Raw genomic sequence first — 16,691 nt, 5'->3', positions numbered from 1 at the left:
CCGTCCGGGCGGAAGGTGGGGGCGTCCGGCCGAACTTTGTCGTTTGCGCGCGTCGGCGAAGGTGAGGCATGGCAGAGTGCGGGTAGGACTCACTGAAGGATGGAGAGGAGTGCACGTGCGACCGTCCTCGACTCCGGCCTCCGACCGACCCCGATCGCCCGCCGCCCAGTTCGCCACCACCGACCGACTCTCGGACTACTGGCGCTTCTACTGGGCGGTCGCGGAGGCGCAGATCAGCCGCTGGCTCCCCGAACGGCCCGCCCGGCTGCTCGACCTGTCCAGCCCCGACTTCCAGGGGACCCCCCGCGCCGTGGCGGCCGGTCACGACGTCGTCACCCTGCTGCCCTCCGTGGACATGGCCATGCGCCGCCCCCTCACCCTGGTCAACGGGCGGGCGGTGGTCCCGCGCCCCACGCCCCGCGGACGCCTGCGGCACGTGGTCGGCGACTCCGCGTTCCTGCGGGCCTTCGCTCCGGGGTCCTTCGACGGGGTGATCGCCGACAACCGGGTGTTCTCCCGGCAGCTGGCCACCGAGTCCTCCATGGCGGAGGTGGCCCGGGTGCTGCGCCCCGGCGGCCGGGTGCTGATCTGCGTGGACTCGGTGGTGCTGGGCATGGCGTTGCTGGCCGAGCAGGACGCCTGGCCCGAGCTGAGCCACGCCCCCAGCGCCGACGTGCTCCTGGTGCCCTGGCCGGACGGGTCGATCACCCGCTGCTTCACCGCCGAACAGCTCACGGAGATGGTCACCGAGGCCGGGCTCGAACTGGAGTGGATCAAGCCGCGCACGGTCCTGTCGGCCTCCACCGTGGAGATGATGCTGGCCCGCGACCCCCGCTCGATGGCGCGGCTCGTGGAGATGGAACTGCACGCCGCCGACTCCGACGACTACGTCGGCGTGCACCTGGTGGCCAGCGCCGTCAGGCCCCGGTAGGCCCCGCCGGGCGGCCCGGCGGGGGCTCGCCTAGGGTCGGGAGGAAGACCCCCCGTCGGATGGAGCCCCCCGTGCGTCACCCCAAGGCCTTCCGGACCCTCCTCGTCCTGCTCGCGCTGTTCGTGGTGGTGGTCGGCGCCGTCGACACCCTGTTCGGCACCGCTCCCCTGCCGGGGGAGACCGCCGTGAGCCCGGAGGTGGACAGCAACTACCGCTTCTTCTCCGCGCTGTTCCTGGCCGTGGGCCTGCTGTTGCTCTGGATCGCGCGCGACCCCCTCGCGGCGGACCGGAGCCTGACGCTGCGCTGGGTGTGCGGCGCGGTGGTGCTCGGCGGTCTGGCGCGGGTGCTGTCGTTGGCCGTGGCCGGGCCTCCCGCCGCACTGCTGTTGCTGCTGATGGCGGTGGAACTGGTGGTGCCCCCGCTTCTGCTGTGGTGGCACCACTCACTGCTCCGGCGAGCCCGCCGCCCGGTGCGGGGCGACGGGCCCGGGGCCGTCGCCCGCTAGTCGGCGAGCGGCAGGTAGACGCGGTTGCCGCCCTCCGCGAACTCGGCGGACTTGTCCGCCATGCCCTTCTCGATCGCCTCGACCGTGTCCAGACCGTTCTCCTCGGCGTACCTGCGCACGTCCTGGGAGATCTTCATCGAGCAGAACTTCGGTCCGCACATGGAGCAGAAGTGCGCGGTCTTGGCCGGCGCGGCGGGCAGGGTCTCGTCGTGGAAGGACTGCGCGGTCTCCGGGTCGAGCGACAGGTGGAACTGGTCCTGCCACCGGAACTCGAAGCGCGCCTTGGACAGCTCGTCGTCCCATTCCTGGGCCCGGGGGTGGCCCTTGGCGACGTCGGCGGCGTGCGCGGCGAGCTTGTAGGTGATCACGCCGGTCTTGACGTCGTCGCGGTTGGGCAGCCCCAGGTGCTCCTTGGGGGTGACGTAGCACAGCATCGCGGTGCCGTGCCAACCGATCTGGGCCGCCCCGATCGCCGAGGTGATGTGGTCGTAGCCGGGGGCGACGTCGGTGGCCAGGGGGCCGAGCGTGTAGAAGGGCGCCTCACCGCACAGCTCCTCCTCCAGGCGCACGTTCTCCCGGATCTTGTCCATCGGCACGTGGCCGGGGCCCTCGATCATCACCTGGACGTCGTGGGAGCGGGCGATGTGGGTCAGCTCGCCCAGGGTGCGCAGCTCGGCGAACTGCGCCTCGTCGTTGGCGTCGGCGATGGAGCCGGGGCGCAGGCCGTCACCGAGCGAGAACGTGACGTCGTACCGGCGGAAGATCTCGCACAGCTCCTCGAAGTGGGTGTAGAGGAAGCTCTCCCGGTGGTGGGCCAGGCACCAGGCGGCCATGATGGAGCCGCCGCGCGAGACGATGCCGGTGACGCGGCGGGCGGCCAGCGGTACGTACCTGAGCAGGACGCCCGCGTGGACGGTCATGTAGTCCACACCCTGTTCGGCCTGCTCGATGATGGTCTCCCGGTAGATCTCCCAGGTGAGCCGGGTGGGGTCGCCGTCGACCTTCTCCAGCGCCTGGTAGATCGGCACGGTGCCGATGGGTACCGGGGAGTTGCGGACGATGCGTTCCCGGGTCTCGTGGATGCGCTTGCCGGTCGACAGGTCCATCACGGTGTCGGCGCCCCAGCGGGTGGCCCACACCATCTTCTCGACCTCCTCGGGTACCGACGAGGTGACCGCGGAGTTGCCGATGTTGGCGTTGATCTTCACGAGGAAGTTCTTGCCGATGATGGTCGGTTCGGACTCGGGGTGGTTGCGGTTGACCGGGATGACGGCGCGGCCGATGGCCACCTCGTCGCGGACGAACTCGGGTTCGGCGCCCTCGCGGGCGGCCACGAACCGCATCTCGGGGGTGATGGTTCCGGCCCTGGCGTGGGCCAGTTGGGTGACCGCGCCGTTCACGGGGTCGAGCGCCCAGCTCTCACGGGTGCGCGGCAGCCCCCGGTGGACGTCGATGTCGGCGTGGTCGTCGGTGTAGGGGCCGGAGGTGTCGTACAGATCGAAGTGGCTGCCGTTGCTGAGATCCACCCGGCGGCGGGGGACGCGGAGGGTGGTGCCCTCGGGGGTGGTGATCTCCTCGTGGACCTTGCGAGATCCCATGATGGGACCTGTGGTCACCCGGTGCTCGTCGGTGGTGGAAACGTCACGACCGTCGATAGCCGTCATGGCATGCCTCCCTACGTCGGAATTACCCGAACAGGTTCTGCGGTCGGCGACACCGTCGAGTCGCCCTCTCAGCCCGCCATGGCGCGAGCTCCCGCGTTGCGTATTCACATGTGCGCACGTCGAACGTGCCGGGACACCTCGATCACGGTGCCCCGGGCCGGGGAAAGCACTCCCCCGTGGCCTCGCACACCATACACAGGACGTCCCCGGGCCTGTCCAGGCCTCCGGGGGTCAGAAGAGTGTCTCCAGCTGGTCGGCTCCGTCGCCCGCGGTCGGTTCCAGCAGGTCGGGGCCGTTGTTCTTGATGCTGTTGACCTCGGTGGAGACCTCGTCGACGGCGAACCGTTCCACCGGGGTCTCGTGCAGCACCCGGGCCAGTCGGTCGGGGCCGCTGGACGGGTCGAGCCAGGCGGCCCAGTCCTCGCGAGGCACCACGACGGGCATGCGCTCGTGGATGTGCGCGAGCTCGGGCGCGGCCTCGGTGGTGATGACCGCGCAGCTCCAGACCCAGGCGGCGGGGTCCCGCTCGTCGTCGACCTCGGGGTCGCGCCAGCGCTCGAAGATCCCGGCCATGGCGAGGGGTTCGTCCCCGGCGTAGTGGACGGAGAACGGCTTCTTGGCCGCCTTGGCCTTGCGCCTGCGGTGCTGCGGGTCGGTGGCGGGCGAGGTGCTGGCCTCGGCGGTGCCGTCCTTGTTGAGGAGCTGCCACTCGTAGTAGGCGTCGGCGGGGATGAGGCAGCGGCGGCTCCGGTAGGCGGTGCGGAAGGCGGGCTTGTCCGCGACGGTCTCGCTGCGGGCGTTGATCATCCGGTAGCCGACGTTGCGGTCCTTGGCCCACGAGGGGACCAGGCCCCAGCGCATCGTGTGCAGGGTGCGCGGGCCCGGCGCACCGGTGCCCTCCCCGCGCGGCGGCGGTCCGAGCACGGCGTACACGGGGCGGCCCGGCGAGATGTTGTAGTCCGGGTCGAGTTCCTCCAGCGGGGGCCAGGAACGCGGGTCGTCCTCCTGTTCCCGGGCCTCCTCGGGAAGGGCGAAGGCCAACTGGAGCTGGTGCACGTTCCGGGACTGGGCATAACGACCGCACATGGGGGGAATCCTACGTGATCCGCCCCCGGTCCTCCCCGTGCGCGCCGTCGTTCCCGCAGCCCCCGCCCGTCCCGTCCGACCCGTCCGACCCGCCGTCGGCACCGGTGAGGCGCAGGGCCAGCGCGCCGAGCAGCCCGGTGAGCAGGGCGACCGACCCGGCGGCGGCCAACAGCTCCCGGGGGTGGTCGGCGGCGAACCACCCGGCCACGAGGAAACCCGCGACGAACCCGCCGTTGACGAGCGATCCCATGAGCGCGTGGGCCCGGCCGAGCAGGGGTTCGGGCGTGTGCCGGTGCACCACCGACCTGAGCAGGACGTTGAAGGCGGAGTTGCCCGCCCCGGCCGCGACCACGCACAGCGCGGCCACTCCCAGGGCGGGGAAGGCCGCCCACAGTGCCAGCGCCGCGCCCACCAGGGCCGCGGCCAGGGCCACGGCCCGCCCGGTCGGTGCCGGGCGCAGCAGCGACACGGACAGCGCACCGGCCAGGAGTCCCGCCCCCCAGCCCGCTGTGAGCGCACCGAAGATCCCGGCCCCGTGCCCCATGACCTCCCGCACCACGAACACCATCGCCACGTTGGTGGTGGAGGTGGCCGCCACGGCCACCAGGAGGACCGGCAGCAGGACCCGGAACAACCGGGCGCGCGCCAGGTGGCGGGCTCCGTCGAGGGCGCCCGCCCACAGGGGCCCCGGAGCCCGGGCGACCGGGCGCCGCACGCCCAGGAGCAGGAACGCGGTGGCCGCCGCGAAGAAGCTCACCGCGTCCAGCAGGAGGGCCGGGGCGACCCCGAAGAGGCCGACCAGCACTCCGCCGGTGAGCGGGCCGAGCACCGTGGCCGAGGCCCGTACCCCCTCGAACAGGGCGTGGGCGCGCACCGGGGCGAGCTCACCGGCCGCGCTCGGCAGGAGGGTGAGGATCGCCGGGTTGGCGAAGGCCGCCAGGGAGCTGACCGCCAGCACGCACAGGACCAGGGCCCCCGGGTGGGGGAACCACAGCGCCGGGAGGATGGCCAGACCCTGCCCCACGCAGGACAGCACCAGTACCCGACCCGTGTCGAAGCGGTCCAGCACGACCCCGGCCAGGGGCGCGAGCAGGATCAGCGGGCCGATCTGGGCGGTGAGCAGCGCGGTGACCCACAGGGCGTTCCCCGTCTCGGCCAACCGGAGGATCGCCGCGACCAACACCACCTCGTCCCCCATCGACGAGAGCAGGATCGCGCCGAGCAGGACGGCCGCCCTCAGGCGGCGTACCGCCGGAGGGCGCGGGGCGGCGGGAGCTGGGTCCGTGGGCACGGCGTCTCCGGGGGATGCGGAGGAACGGTTCGGTGCGATCATGACCGCCCCTCCGCCGGTTCGTCACCCGGTTTTCGCGACCGGTGGCGCGTCGCCCCCCGCCTCCGGCACCGGCCCGCCGTCCTCCTCCGCGGCCGGGGAACGGGACCGCCAGGCCCCGAGCAGCCCCGCCAGGACGGCGAGCGCCCCCATGGGACCCAGCGCCATGGGCGCCCAGCGTTCCAGGCCGCGCAACAGCAGCGACCGCACGCGGGCCTGCTCCGCGTACCCGGAGACCTGTCCCTCGGCCAGGGCCAGGTCGGCGTCGAGCAGCTCCACCTCACCGGAACCGTTGGTGGGGCGCAGGGTCTCGGTCCTGCGCTCCTCCAGGTTCACCACGGTGCCGGTGACCGGCTCGACCCAGAAGGTACGCTCCACGGCGATCCACCGGGCCGCGCTGACCGTCCCCTCGGCGCCGGAGTCGAAGAGGGCGGCCGGGACGTCCCTCGCGGAGTCGGGCACCTGGGTGGCCCCCAGGCTCTGCGCGTACCGGCGCACCGCCAGCCCGGCGACCTCGTCGTCGTCCTCGAACACGACCGCGGGCGCCGCGCGCACCTCGGCGTCGTAGAAGGAGTGGTCCCCCTCGGGGACGCCGGGCGGCCAGTACAGGACCAGCCCCGCCTGGCGTACCGCGCGGTCGCCGCCGACGTGCTCGCCGCAGCAGTTGACCGCGCGTCCGGTCGCGCGGTCCACGATGACCCGGCGGCTCCAGTAGTCGAGCACCCGGTCCGCTGAGGCGGTCTCCACGGTCATCTCCCAGGCCGACCAGTCGGCTCCGTGCGCCGAGGCCTCGACACGGGTGTCACGTTCGAGGTCGGCGCCCCGCACCCGGGTCCAGGTGGCGGTGTCCAGGTAGCTGGCGTCGTCGTCGACCAGACGCAGGCCCAGGCTGGCGTCGGCGGGCAGCAGGGCGACCCGGTCGTGCACGTACAGCGGAAGCAGCAGGGCCAGGGTCAGCAGGAACGCTCCGGCCGCCACCAGGAGCGTGCCCGGGGGCGGGCTCCGGTCGGGTTCGGTTCCCCTGCCCGAGGTGGTCCTCACGGGTGCGCCTCCTCGACGTCGTGACCGGTCCCGGGCCGTTCCGGGCGTCCGTCCCGGCCATCCGGCCCGGCACCGTTCGGGGACGGGAACGGCTCGCGCCGCCTCCGCTCCCGCGTCCCGTTCGGGGACCCGGCCGCGCTCACTCCGTCGACGTCCGCGCGCACGGCACCGGTGGCGCCGGCACCGGTGGCGACCGCGTCCGGCGGGGCCTGGTCCGTGGAGGGCCGGCCGTCGTCACCGCGCTGGCCCAGGGCCAGGACGAGGCGGGCCATGGCGGGCAGGCACAGGGCCTGCGGCACCCAGCCGCGCAGGGCCGTCCCGAGGGTCTCGGTGACGTCGTGGAAGGGCAGGTTCACCACCAGGTACGTGCCCGAGGCCATGGCCGCTCCGGCCAGGGCCAGGGACGCCGTGACCACCCACGGACCGGCCAGGTACGGCAGTGCCCAGCCCCCCAGGGACGGCCGTCCGGGTTTGGCGTGGCGCAGTCTCTTCGGGGCCCGGCGGGCCAGCCACCACAGGGACAGCAGGATCAGCCCGACCACGGCCGCGCCGGACCAGCCCGCGATCCACACCCCGTAGGCCAGACCCAGCGGCAGGAGCACCCGCCGGGGCAGCCAGCCCGGCCCCGCGCCGGGCAGGTCACGCGCCCCGCGCACCGGGGCGTCCGTCGACGCCCGCCCCCCGGGAAGCCAGCGGCGCGGCCACAGCGCCAGCACCACGAGCAGCGCCGCCAGGGCGCCGCCCCCCGCCAGCACCCGGTGGTACACGGCGTCGGGGGTGTAGGTCAGGGTGACCGTGCCCGCGCTGCCCTCGGGGAGGACCCAGGCCTGTTTCCAGCCCTCCAGCCGCACCGGCTCCAGCGGCCCGTCCGCACCGTCGAGCACGGCCTCCCAGCCCTCGTTGAAGTTCTCGTTGACCACCAGGAGGCTGTCCTCGTCGACGTCCACGCCGACGCGTCGCTCACCCGGTCCCCACCCGTGCACCTCGACCCCGGCCATCCGCACCCTCGGGGCCCCGCCGATCCCGTCGGTGCCCGAGGCCGCCTCGGCCTCCACCAGCGCCGACCGCACCTGGTAGCGGTTGCCCGGGTCGACCACGACCCGGTTCTCCCCCTCGGTGAGGTCCAGGTCCGTGCAGGTCTCGTAGCGCAGCGGACGCCCGGTGAGCTGGTCGGCGAGCGTGCCCTCACTGATCCGGGACTCCACCCGCTGCCCGTTCACCCGCAGGGTCGGCCCCAGGCCGCACGCGGTGGAGGCGTCCCCTTCGGGGAGCGGGTCCACGGCGGGCACACCGGGCAGCGCGACGGTGCCGATCTCCAGGGCCTGGCCCTCGGGGGGCGCGAAGATGATCCGCAGGGACGACGCCGTCAGTTCGGCGAAGTCGACCCGGCCGCTGCCGTCCAGCCAACCCTCACGGACGGTCCCGCCGCCCTCGACCGTGACGCGGATCGGCCGCATCACGCTGTCGGCGCGGGGGAACTCGACCCGCATGTGGTCGATCGCGGTGGGGGTCCCGAGGTCGACGTCAAGCCAGGGCTCCCGTTCCTCCGGGTCCGGGTACCAGACCGTGCCCTCGTCGTCGTCGAACGCGCCCCGGCCCATGGCCGCGGGGTGGCCGACTGCGGTCGAGGACCCGGTCACCAGCGGATACCCGCCGGCCCGGTTGGCGCCGTTCTCCGCTTCGCGGGGGTCGGTGAGGACCACCTCGCCGGAGATGGCGTGCGGTCCGGCGGCCGCGTCGGCGGAGAGCTCGAAGGTGCGGTCGAGCCCGCTGGCGTCCTCACCGCTCACCTCCAGGCGGGGGTTGCACACCCAGGCGTGCGACCCCTCCATGCAGCCGGGAACGGTACCGGTGGACCCGGTGAAGAGGTGCGTTCCGGCGTCGGCGGGCCCGGGCACCCGCAGAGTCCGGGTGGGTTCCAGGCCGGGCAGGGAGATCATGGAGATCCCCACCCGGGTGCCGAAGCGGTACTCGGGCTCCCACGCCAGTTCGTCGATCCGGACGCGCAGGGTGCGGGTGGGCCCGGGCGGCGCGGCCAGGTCCTGGGGTTCGTCGGTGGCGGCCACGGTCGCCTCCGTGCGCCCCTCGTCCGTGATGAGGGTGACCCTGGAGGGCGGAGGGTCGCCGGGCAGCTGCTCGAAGGCCACGCTCAGGCCGGTGAGGTCGCGGGGTTCCTCGAACTCGACCTCGATCCACTGGCCGAGGGCGCCCGCGAAGGCGCTGGACCGCCAGGCGGTGCCGAGGTCGGCGTCCAGGGCGGCGTGCGGGGCGTGACCGGGGTCGCGGTCGCTCGCACGGGACTCCACCCCGCCCTCGGAGCTGGACGCGGTGACCCCGGCGACACCGAGGTCCTCGGCGTGGGAGACGTACTCCTCCCAGGCCGGATCGAGGATGTCGGGCGCGGGGACGTCGCGTTCCAGCTCCTGGCCTTCGGTCATGGTGGCCGAGACGTTGCGGCGCACGTCGGAGTAGACGACCTCGCGACGGCGGGCGGTGTCGGTGACGATGGTGTCCTCTGCGGGGACGGCGTCGGCACCCGGGTCGTCGCCGAGCAGGATCGGTCGGTCGTCGTTGACCAGGCCCTGTTCGGCCAGGTGCAGCACGGACTCCGGACCGCCGGTGACCCGCAGCGCGTCGGCGGAGGGCACCGTGCCGACCGTGGGCGCGGCGTCCTCCACCTTGTACACCGTCAGTGAGGGGTAGGGCTGGTCGAACCACTGCGAGGCGGACGAGTGGTCGAGGGAACCGATCACCGGCCCGAACTCCGCGGCCTCGGTGACGCCGGGTGAGTCCTGGAGCGCCTGGTGGACGCGGGCGGGCCAGCCGCCGTTGTTGCCCACGCGCTGGAGGTCGTTGCGGACCACGAGGTGGGTGACGCCCAGGCGGGCGAGGGTGTCCGCGAGCCCCTCGGAACCGCGCCCCGACGAGACGCGCTGGTCGATCTCGTGGTTGACGCGGGAGATGCCGGAGGAACCCCACGGGATGATCTGGTGGTTGGTCCACGCGCCGGAGAGCAGCGGTTGCAGGGGTTCGTCGAGGGGGCGCCCCCACTCGTACTCGCCGCGCGCCGACCCGGGCAGGGCCATGGTCATACCCCGGTCGTCGCCCTGGTCCTCCAGCCACTCCACGGCCTCGTACCAGTAGTCGGGGATCTCCTCGAACCCTCCGCGGGGGGCGATGCCCACGGTCGCGATGGGGGTGAGGGTGACCAGGAAGACGGCGGCGCTGGCCCCGGCGACGGTCCGCCGGACCCGCGCCACCTCGCCGGGGGCCGGTCGGCCGCCCCGGCGGTCGGCCCAGTCCCGGGCGACCACGACGGGCAGGTGGGCCAGACCCAGGACGATGGGAAGACGGATCAGCGCGTCGAACTTGTGGACGTTGCGGAAGGGTGCCAGGGCTCCGTCGAACAGCTCTCGCATGAGCGGCGCGAACGGCCCCGTCAGCGCGCCGGTGAAGCCCGCGACGACGATGGCGGTGCCCACCAGCAGGCAGCTGATGAGGAAGAGGCGTTCGGGGGTGCGCCGGTTGATGAGCCCGGCCAGGCCCAACCCGGCGACCAGTGCGGTGACCGCGACCAGCCAGGGCGTCAGGGAGAGTTCGGCGCCCGAGGGCAGGGCGGTGTTGCCCATGTCGGGCAGGAACCCCATCCAGTTCGAGGTGCCGCGCAGCGCGTTGAACAGCGAGGTGATCCCCGTGGTGACGGCGGCGTCCTCGGTGTAGGGCATGAACGAGTACACGTACCGCGACATCAGGAACAGCGGGGCGATGTACCAGGCGGAGGCGAGCACGAGCGCGACCGACCACCACAGGATGAGCCTCCGCTTGCGCGGCCCGCGTTCCCGGGTGAGCAGGTAGAGGCCGGGGACGACCAGGACCGCGAGCTCGGAGGCCGCGTTGGTGCCGCCGCACATCAGGAAGGCCAGCCCGGAGAGCAGCGCCATGCGCGCGGGCGGGTACCCGTGCCGGGCACCCAGGACCAGTGGGAGCAGAATCCACGGCATGAGCAGCATGGGCTGGAGCTCGGCCGAGTTGTAGGAGAGCAGGGTGAGCACGCGCGGGGCGAGCGCGTAGGCGACACCGGCGAGGATGCGGGTGTTGACGGTGCCCAGCCCCAGCGCTCCGGCGACCTTGTACACGCCGACGAACGCGGCGATGACCAGCACGGCCATCCACAGGCGCTGGATGAGCCACTCGGGCATGCCGAGCACCTCGAACAGCAGGTGGAAGGGGCCGTTCGGGAAGAAGTACCCGTAGGCCTGGTTCTGGAGCTGGCCGAAGTAGGAGGCGTCCCACAGGTGGAGGGCGCGCTCCATGAAGCCCAGGGGGTTGACCGTCAGGTCGATCTTGGTGTCGCTGACGATCCTGCCGGGGTCGATGCTGGCCGCCAGTGCTCCCAGGAGCAGACACACCGCGAGGACCTTGAGCCGCGCCAGCAGCCTCTCGTCCACTCCGCCGGGGGCGGTCGGTGTTCTGGAATCCTCCGGTTCGCGCCTGGCGGTGGATTCCGCCGAAGTCACATCGTCGCTTTCTTGCCTGCTGTGGGGTCGGGGGTGCCGATGGCGGTGCGGGCGGGGGCGTCCAGACCGAGTTCGGCGGCGACCAGGCGGGTCATGCGGGCGCCGCTGGCCTCCCAGGTGAACCGGGACGCCCAGGTGCGGCAGGCCCGTCGGACCTCCTCGGCGCGCCGGGGGTCGGACAGTTCCGAGAGGGCGCGGGAGACGACGTCCTCCAGGGTCTGGCCCTCGCGGACGAGCCATCCGGTCTCGCCGTCGCGGACCGAATCGCGAAGTCCGTCCACATCGTAGGCCACCGTGGGCACGCCGAGCCGCGCGGCCTCGATGACGGTGAGGCCCCAGCCCTCGAACTCGGAGGCGGTCACGTGGAGGTGGCAGGAGGCCAGGACGGCGTTCTTGTCCTCCTCGGAGAGGAAGCCGTGCAGGTCCACGCGCTCGTGGAGGCCGTCCCGCTCCACCTGCGCGGCGAGGTGCTCCCCCTCGGGCCCGCGACCGATGATGTGCACGCGCAGTCCGGGGTGGGTGCCGTCGAGCGCCCGGACGAGGTCGACGACGCGGGAGACGCGCTTTTGGACCACGAGGCGCCCGAGGCTGACGAGCGCGGGCGCGGCGTCGGCGGCCGGGGCGGGCTCGGCGGCGACCGGGGCGGGGGCCACACCGCCGTTGTGCACGATCTCGATGGGGGCGCGCCACCCGAGCTTGTCGCGCATGGCGGCGCGGGAGGACTCCGAGACGGTGACGGTGGTGCAGTTCCGGTACACGCGGGAGGCGACCGCGGATTCCAGGAACCGGCCGAACCAGGCCATCGGGGCCGGGAAGTAGGCGTTGAACTGGAGGTCGTGCACGTGGTGCACCACGCTGACCACGCGGGTGCGGCGGCGCAGGACCAGCCGGGAGAAGAACGGGACGCCGTTCATGCAGTCGAAGGCGAGGTGGTACTCACGTCTCCACAGGGCCAGCCAGGCCATGACGCGCGGGTAGACGGTGAACCTGCCGCCCATACGGCGGATGACGATGCCGTCCTTGGTCTCGACGCGGGCCTGGTGGGGTTCACGGCTGGTGAGGAAGGTGACGATGGCGCCGCGTTCGGCCAGGTGACGGCTGATGCGCCAGGCGTACTCCTCGGCTCCTCCCGCGGTGGACTGCCAGGGATCGCGCCAGTTGACCATGACGATCCGGACGCCGTCCAGGCGGGGGCCGAGGTCGTCGGTTGCGGACCGTGCGGGGGCCGGCGCGGCGTCGGGGGCCGCGCTGGGGGCGGGAACGGTGGCCTGGGCGGGGGCGGCCGCGGGGCGACCGGACTCCACCCGGGCCGGGACCTTCTGGAAGACCACACGCTCTCCTTCCGCGCGGTTCCCGGGCGCTGGCGCGAACGCGGAGCGCGCGCTCGGACACGTTCGGCGAGCACGCGCGGGACGCGTCGAGGGCACGCCGAACGGACCCGTGGACCGGGCGTCGTTGGGGATGGGGCGGTCACGAGGGGTGCGACCGCGGGGGGCGGGGCGGGCGCCCCACTGGCGGCGGGGCGCCCGCCTGCCTCGGCAAGAACGGACGCCTAGCGGTCGCCGTAGTTGTAGAGGGTTTCGTTCACCGGTTCCGCGGTCGCGGTCGACTCGGTGGCGAGGTTGGTGGCCACGACGGTGGCCCCTCCCGCCAGAGCCGCGCCGATCACGCAGGCGGCGATTACCTTGATCACTTGGGGATCTCCTTCCGCGCGTCCCGCTCCGTTCGTGGTCGGGGACGCTGGAACCCGAGACTAGAACCTGATCTAGCCATAGACCAGATGATTGCCCCAACTGTAACTAACCCGCTGGTAACTTCCAACCCCGGAAATGGCTCTTTGTCCGCGTTGATGTGCTGGTCATCCACACGCAGAAGGGTCATGTCAGCGCTCTCGACGACGACCGACAGGGACTCCGCCCCTGACCAGAACTGGTTCTCGACCGGGGCGGAGACCACCACGTGGCGTACCCCCAGCCCGCCCAGGAGCTCCGCGAGGGCGTCGGGGTCCGACAGCAGCGCGTCGCCCGGAAGGCCGGTCGCCGGATCGGGGTCGAGCAGCCGCGCGACCTCCCGAGCCCGGGCGTCCTCCCCGGTGACGACGACCCTGCCGCCGTCCGGGGTGCCGACGCTGAGGTCGTCGTTCCAGAGGGTGCGCCGGTCGAACAGCTTGGTCGCGGGGTCGAGCACCACGACGGGCGCCCCGGACCACTCCGGTCCCCGGTAGGCGCTCCAGGGCAGGACCAGCACGGCGCCGGGCCGGTCGTCCGCGGCCACCGCCTCCTGGGCCGCCCGCCACCCCGGCGGGTACTCCACCGGCGCCAGACGCCCCCCGGCGCCCCACAGCAGCCCCGGCAGCACCACCACGGGCGCCAAGGCCACCAACACCACTGACACCGCGCGCCACAGCGGCACTCCCGTGCCCCGTGAGGGCTCCCCGGCCGCGCCGCCGTCCGGGCCGCGTCGCCCGTTGCGCCTCCCGTCGGGCCACCGCTCACCCGTCGAGGGCGGGGCGCCCAGCAACCACAGGACCACCGCGCCCGCGCCCAGCGCCTGCACCAGGGCGAGCGGCGCCAGGAACAGCTGCCCGTCGCGCAGCGGACCGAACCCCGGCCACACGCCGATCAGCGCGGCCAGCAACTCCCTGCCCGGTGCGCTCACCCCGAGGAGAGCGACCCCGAACCCGGCCGCCGCCGACACCGTCAACCCGACGCCCACCGCCGGGCGGAACCGCCGCAGCCACCACGCCCAGCCGGCCACGGCCGCCGCGCACAGCAGGAGCCGGGCCGTGGCGGTCACCGGTTCTCCGTACCCCGGCGGCACCGCCCCCGCGTTCCACACACCGCCCAGCAGTGCCAGCGACCCCACCGTTCCGAAGGGGGTGTCCGAGCGCGCCGCGAACGCCTCGACCCCAGCCGGGTCCGTGACCGCGCCCGCCGCGCCCGCGGCCAGGGACGGCGCCAGCCACGGCAGAGACACCAGGACCAGCCCGAGCACGAACAGTCCGGCGTTCCGCCAGCGGCGCGGCCCGGTCAACGCCTGGGGTCCGGCCGTCAACGCGCTCAGCACCACCGACGAGAAGCCGCCGACCGCCGCCGGAACCAGGGCGACCACCACACCGGCCAGCCCCGCGCCCGGCCGCCCCGACCCCAGGCGTACCACCGCCCACAGCACCCACGGCAGCCCGGCGTACCCCAGCAGCACCGCCCACTGTCCGAGCAGCAGACGCTCGGCCACGAACGGGTTCCACACGTAGAGCACACCGGCGGCGGCACCGGCCGACAGCACCGCGCCCGGCGCCCGACCGCGCCCGGACGCCCCGCCCACCAGCCGCACCGACAGCCGGAAGGCGCCCGCCCCGCCCACAGCGAACACCACCAGCAGTGCGAGCGACTGCACCAGGTCTCCGGGCAGCACGAGGGACAGGGCCGCCACCACGGCGTCGCTCGGGATCGCCCTGGGGAACCCGTCCGCCCCCGCCAGCACCGTGGCCGGTGAGAGGTCGGGGACGAAGACCATGTCGTACCGGAGCACGTACCCCGGGCCCAGGGCCGGACCGAGCGCGAGCACACCCGCGGCCAGACCCACCAGCCAAGGGAGCGCCCTGGTCGTCAGGCGCGCGGCCGTCCTCACCAGCCCTCCGTGAGGACGACGCCGGCGGAGTGGCCGCCCTTCACGTAGTCGCGGTGGGAGCGCACCACCACCTCGTGGGGACCGGAGACCGACACCGTCCAGTCCGTCCGCTCACCGACGGAGCCCAGCGTGTGCCAGCCCTCGCCGTCCTCGGGCCCCCGGTCGTCCGGGGGCGCGCAGGAGGTGCCGGGCGCGGGCGCCGCCGGGGGCGGGGGTTCGGGGTCCGGTTCGGGTACGGTGACGGGCGGCTCCGGCCGCTGGGAGGGGGTCGGCCGGGGCTCCTCCACCTCGGGATCGGTGCCGCCCGGGACGTCCGGGCCGTCGGTGGCCGGGTTGGCCGGGCGCGTCACGACCCGGTCAGGGGGCGCTGCCGCCACGCGGAGCCGCCCGGGGGCGGCACGCTGGTCCGGCCCGCACTCCAGACGCCGTACCCACACCTCGTAGTGCCCGGCCTCCGGAACGTCCTCCCAGGTCACCCGGGAACCGCCCTCGTGCACGCGCACCCAGGAGGGCGCGGGCGGCGGCTCGCCGTCCCACACCAGTTTCAGCGGGGCGGACCCGGTGCCCTCGTCCCGCCCCTTGAAGGGGCGCACGACGAACTCGTAGCGGGCTCCGCTGAAGAGCGAGTCGACCAACAGGAAGCGGTCGTCGTCCTCACTCCCGACGTCGGCGGGAATCACCCCCGCCTCGTCCGGGTCGGGGTCCAGTCGGCGCTGCACCACCCGGTAGTCGGTGGCCCCGGGGACGTTCTTCCAGCTCAGCAGGAGGCCTTCGTCGGTCTCCTCGTACTCGGGCTCGGGAGCGGTCAGCGGACCGGTGGAGAGCTCGGGCAGGGGGCGCGAGAAACCCTCCCCCACCCCCAGCGGGGCGGCCAGGGCGTCGGCGAAGGCGGCGGCGATCTTGAGTTCGCCGCGCACGTTGGGGTGGGTGGCGTCCCAGTTGTCGAACGCCGGGACGTACTCCCTGGCGACCTGCGCGACCACCACGGGCGAGGCCGCGGAGGTGAGCTGGTCGGCGAGGTCGACCAACCCCATGTTGAACCGGGCGATCTCGGCGTTCACCCTGCCGTCGTCTCCGGTGCCGTCCACGTCGGGCAGCTCGCCCACCACGAACCGGGCCCCGTCGAGCACCACCCGCACCGTGGACACCGTCTCGGCGATCCCGTCGAGCGCCTGGTCGGCGCCTCCCCCGGCGAGGATGTCCTCCGTCCCGGCGAGCACCAGCAGGTACTGGGGGTCGTGTTCGGCGGCGACCTCGGCGATGTCGGCGGACAGCTCCCGGGCGGTGGCGCCCCAGCGGGCCGCGTGGTCGGTGTCGAAGCCGGGGACGGCGTAGCTGCGGTCGCCGGGCTCCTCCGTGTCGAGCGAGTACATGTCGTCGCTGGGGCCCACGAAGTCGAAGTCCACACCCTGCTCGGACAGGTGGGTCCACAGGTGGTAGCGCCAGGTGTGGTCGCCGCTGCTGCCCTGGGTCGCGGAGTCGCCGACCAGCATGATGCGCAGCTCGCCGTCCGGAGGTCCGGGAACCGGGACCGGCCCCTGGTCACCGGTGCCGCGCTCACCGCCCAGTCCTCCGGAGCCGGTCTGGAGGAGCAGCATGGTGACCGCCATGGCGGAGAGCATGACCCCGAGCAGGCCGAGCGGGCCGGGCTCGAAGCGCGATCCCCCTCGGCGCCAGACGGCGAGGCCGCGCCAGTCCCGGGCGGTGAGCCAGGCGGGCGCGCGCCGCGTCCACGAGCCGCGCCCCGTACCCGTCCCCGACCGGTCGGGGGCCGCGTCGGCGTCGGGGAGCCCTCCGTCCGCGGGGTCGCCCGGCCCTGGGGTGACGTGCTCGTCCGGGTCCTGCACCGTGCCCCATCTCTCGCCGCCGCGCGTCGCGGGTAGTTACAGGTTCCTGTTCGGCAACGGAGCGCCGTTACCCCTCGTCCATCGACCAGGGACCCGTCGCTCGCCAGACCAGACTAGAACTGGTTATATGGATGCCGTC

Annotated in this window: 11 protein-coding genes and 1 riboswitch; of the genes, 2 read left to right on the top strand and 9 right to left on the bottom strand. The window is 73.6% G+C overall.

Features of this window, described 5'->3' with window-relative positions:
- Positions 1 to 109 precede the first annotated feature (109 nt).
- Positions 110 to 931, top strand: a complete 822-nt coding sequence (locus ACFYL4_RS04375) for a methyltransferase domain-containing protein (RefSeq protein ID WP_357770076.1) — start codon at positions 110 to 112, stop codon at positions 929 to 931.
- 71 nt (positions 932 to 1,002) lie between these two features.
- On the top strand, positions 1,003 to 1,437 hold the full coding sequence (locus ACFYL4_RS04370) for a DUF4345 family protein (protein WP_387516328.1): 435 nt from the start codon (positions 1,003 to 1,005) through the stop codon (positions 1,435 to 1,437).
- Here ACFYL4_RS04370 and thiC read toward each other — a convergent pair.
- The 9 genes from thiC to ACFYL4_RS04325 form a co-directional block, all read right to left on the bottom strand.
- Positions 1,434 to 3,101 (bottom strand): phosphomethylpyrimidine synthase ThiC, encoded by a 1,668-nt coding sequence (gene thiC / locus ACFYL4_RS04365; RefSeq protein WP_387516326.1) that lies wholly within the window; start codon positions 3,099 to 3,101, stop codon positions 1,434 to 1,436. The genes ACFYL4_RS04370 and thiC overlap by 4 nt on opposite strands.
- Positions 3,091 to 3,206: riboswitch (TPP riboswitch) on the bottom strand. Its footprint overlaps the gene before it by 11 nt.
- Before the next feature lie 126 nt (positions 3,207 to 3,332).
- The gene (locus tag ACFYL4_RS04360) at positions 3,333 to 4,187 is read right to left on the bottom strand and encodes an SOS response-associated peptidase (protein ID WP_387516324.1); all 855 of its coding nucleotides are present in this window, start codon (positions 4,185 to 4,187) and stop codon (positions 3,333 to 3,335) included.
- Positions 4,188 to 4,197: 10 nt separating this feature from the next.
- On the bottom strand, positions 4,198 to 5,478 hold the full coding sequence (locus tag ACFYL4_RS04355; RefSeq protein ID WP_387516322.1) for an MFS transporter: 1,281 nt from the start codon (positions 5,476 to 5,478) through the stop codon (positions 4,198 to 4,200).
- A gap of 63 nt (positions 5,479 to 5,541) precedes the next feature.
- Complete coding sequence (locus ACFYL4_RS04350; RefSeq protein WP_387516320.1) at positions 5,542 to 6,558, bottom strand: DUF3068 domain-containing protein; 1,017 nt, start codon at positions 6,556 to 6,558, stop codon at positions 5,542 to 5,544.
- A complete protein-coding gene (locus tag ACFYL4_RS04345) occupies positions 6,555 to 11,075 on the bottom strand; it encodes an alpha-(1->3)-arabinofuranosyltransferase family protein (RefSeq protein WP_387516318.1) in 4,521 nt (1,506 codons plus the stop codon). Before ACFYL4_RS04345 ends, ACFYL4_RS04350 begins: the two co-directional genes overlap by 4 nt.
- Positions 11,072 to 12,406, bottom strand: coding sequence for a glycosyltransferase family 4 protein (locus ACFYL4_RS04340; RefSeq protein WP_387516316.1), 1,335 nt, complete (start codon positions 12,404 to 12,406; stop codon positions 11,072 to 11,074). Before ACFYL4_RS04340 ends, ACFYL4_RS04345 begins: the two co-directional genes overlap by 4 nt.
- A gap of 221 nt (positions 12,407 to 12,627) precedes the next feature.
- Positions 12,628 to 12,768 (bottom strand): hypothetical protein, encoded by a 141-nt coding sequence (locus ACFYL4_RS04335; protein ID WP_017542507.1) that lies wholly within the window; start codon positions 12,766 to 12,768, stop codon positions 12,628 to 12,630.
- A complete protein-coding gene (locus ACFYL4_RS04330; protein ID WP_387516314.1) occupies positions 12,765 to 14,705 on the bottom strand; it encodes a hypothetical protein in 1,941 nt (646 codons plus the stop codon). Before ACFYL4_RS04330 ends, ACFYL4_RS04335 begins: the two co-directional genes overlap by 4 nt.
- The gene (locus tag ACFYL4_RS04325) at positions 14,702 to 16,552 is read right to left on the bottom strand and encodes a GDSL-type esterase/lipase family protein (RefSeq protein ID WP_387516312.1); all 1,851 of its coding nucleotides are present in this window, start codon (positions 16,550 to 16,552) and stop codon (positions 14,702 to 14,704) included. Before ACFYL4_RS04325 ends, ACFYL4_RS04330 begins: the two co-directional genes overlap by 4 nt.
- Positions 16,553 to 16,691: the final 139 nt, after the last annotated feature.

This window comes from Nocardiopsis sp. NPDC006938 (assembly GCF_042869555.1).
Classification (GTDB): domain Bacteria; phylum Actinomycetota; class Actinomycetes; order Streptosporangiales; family Streptosporangiaceae; genus Nocardiopsis.
The sequence above is the reverse complement of the archived record's forward strand: the minus strand, read 5'-3'. Positions and strand labels throughout refer to the sequence as shown.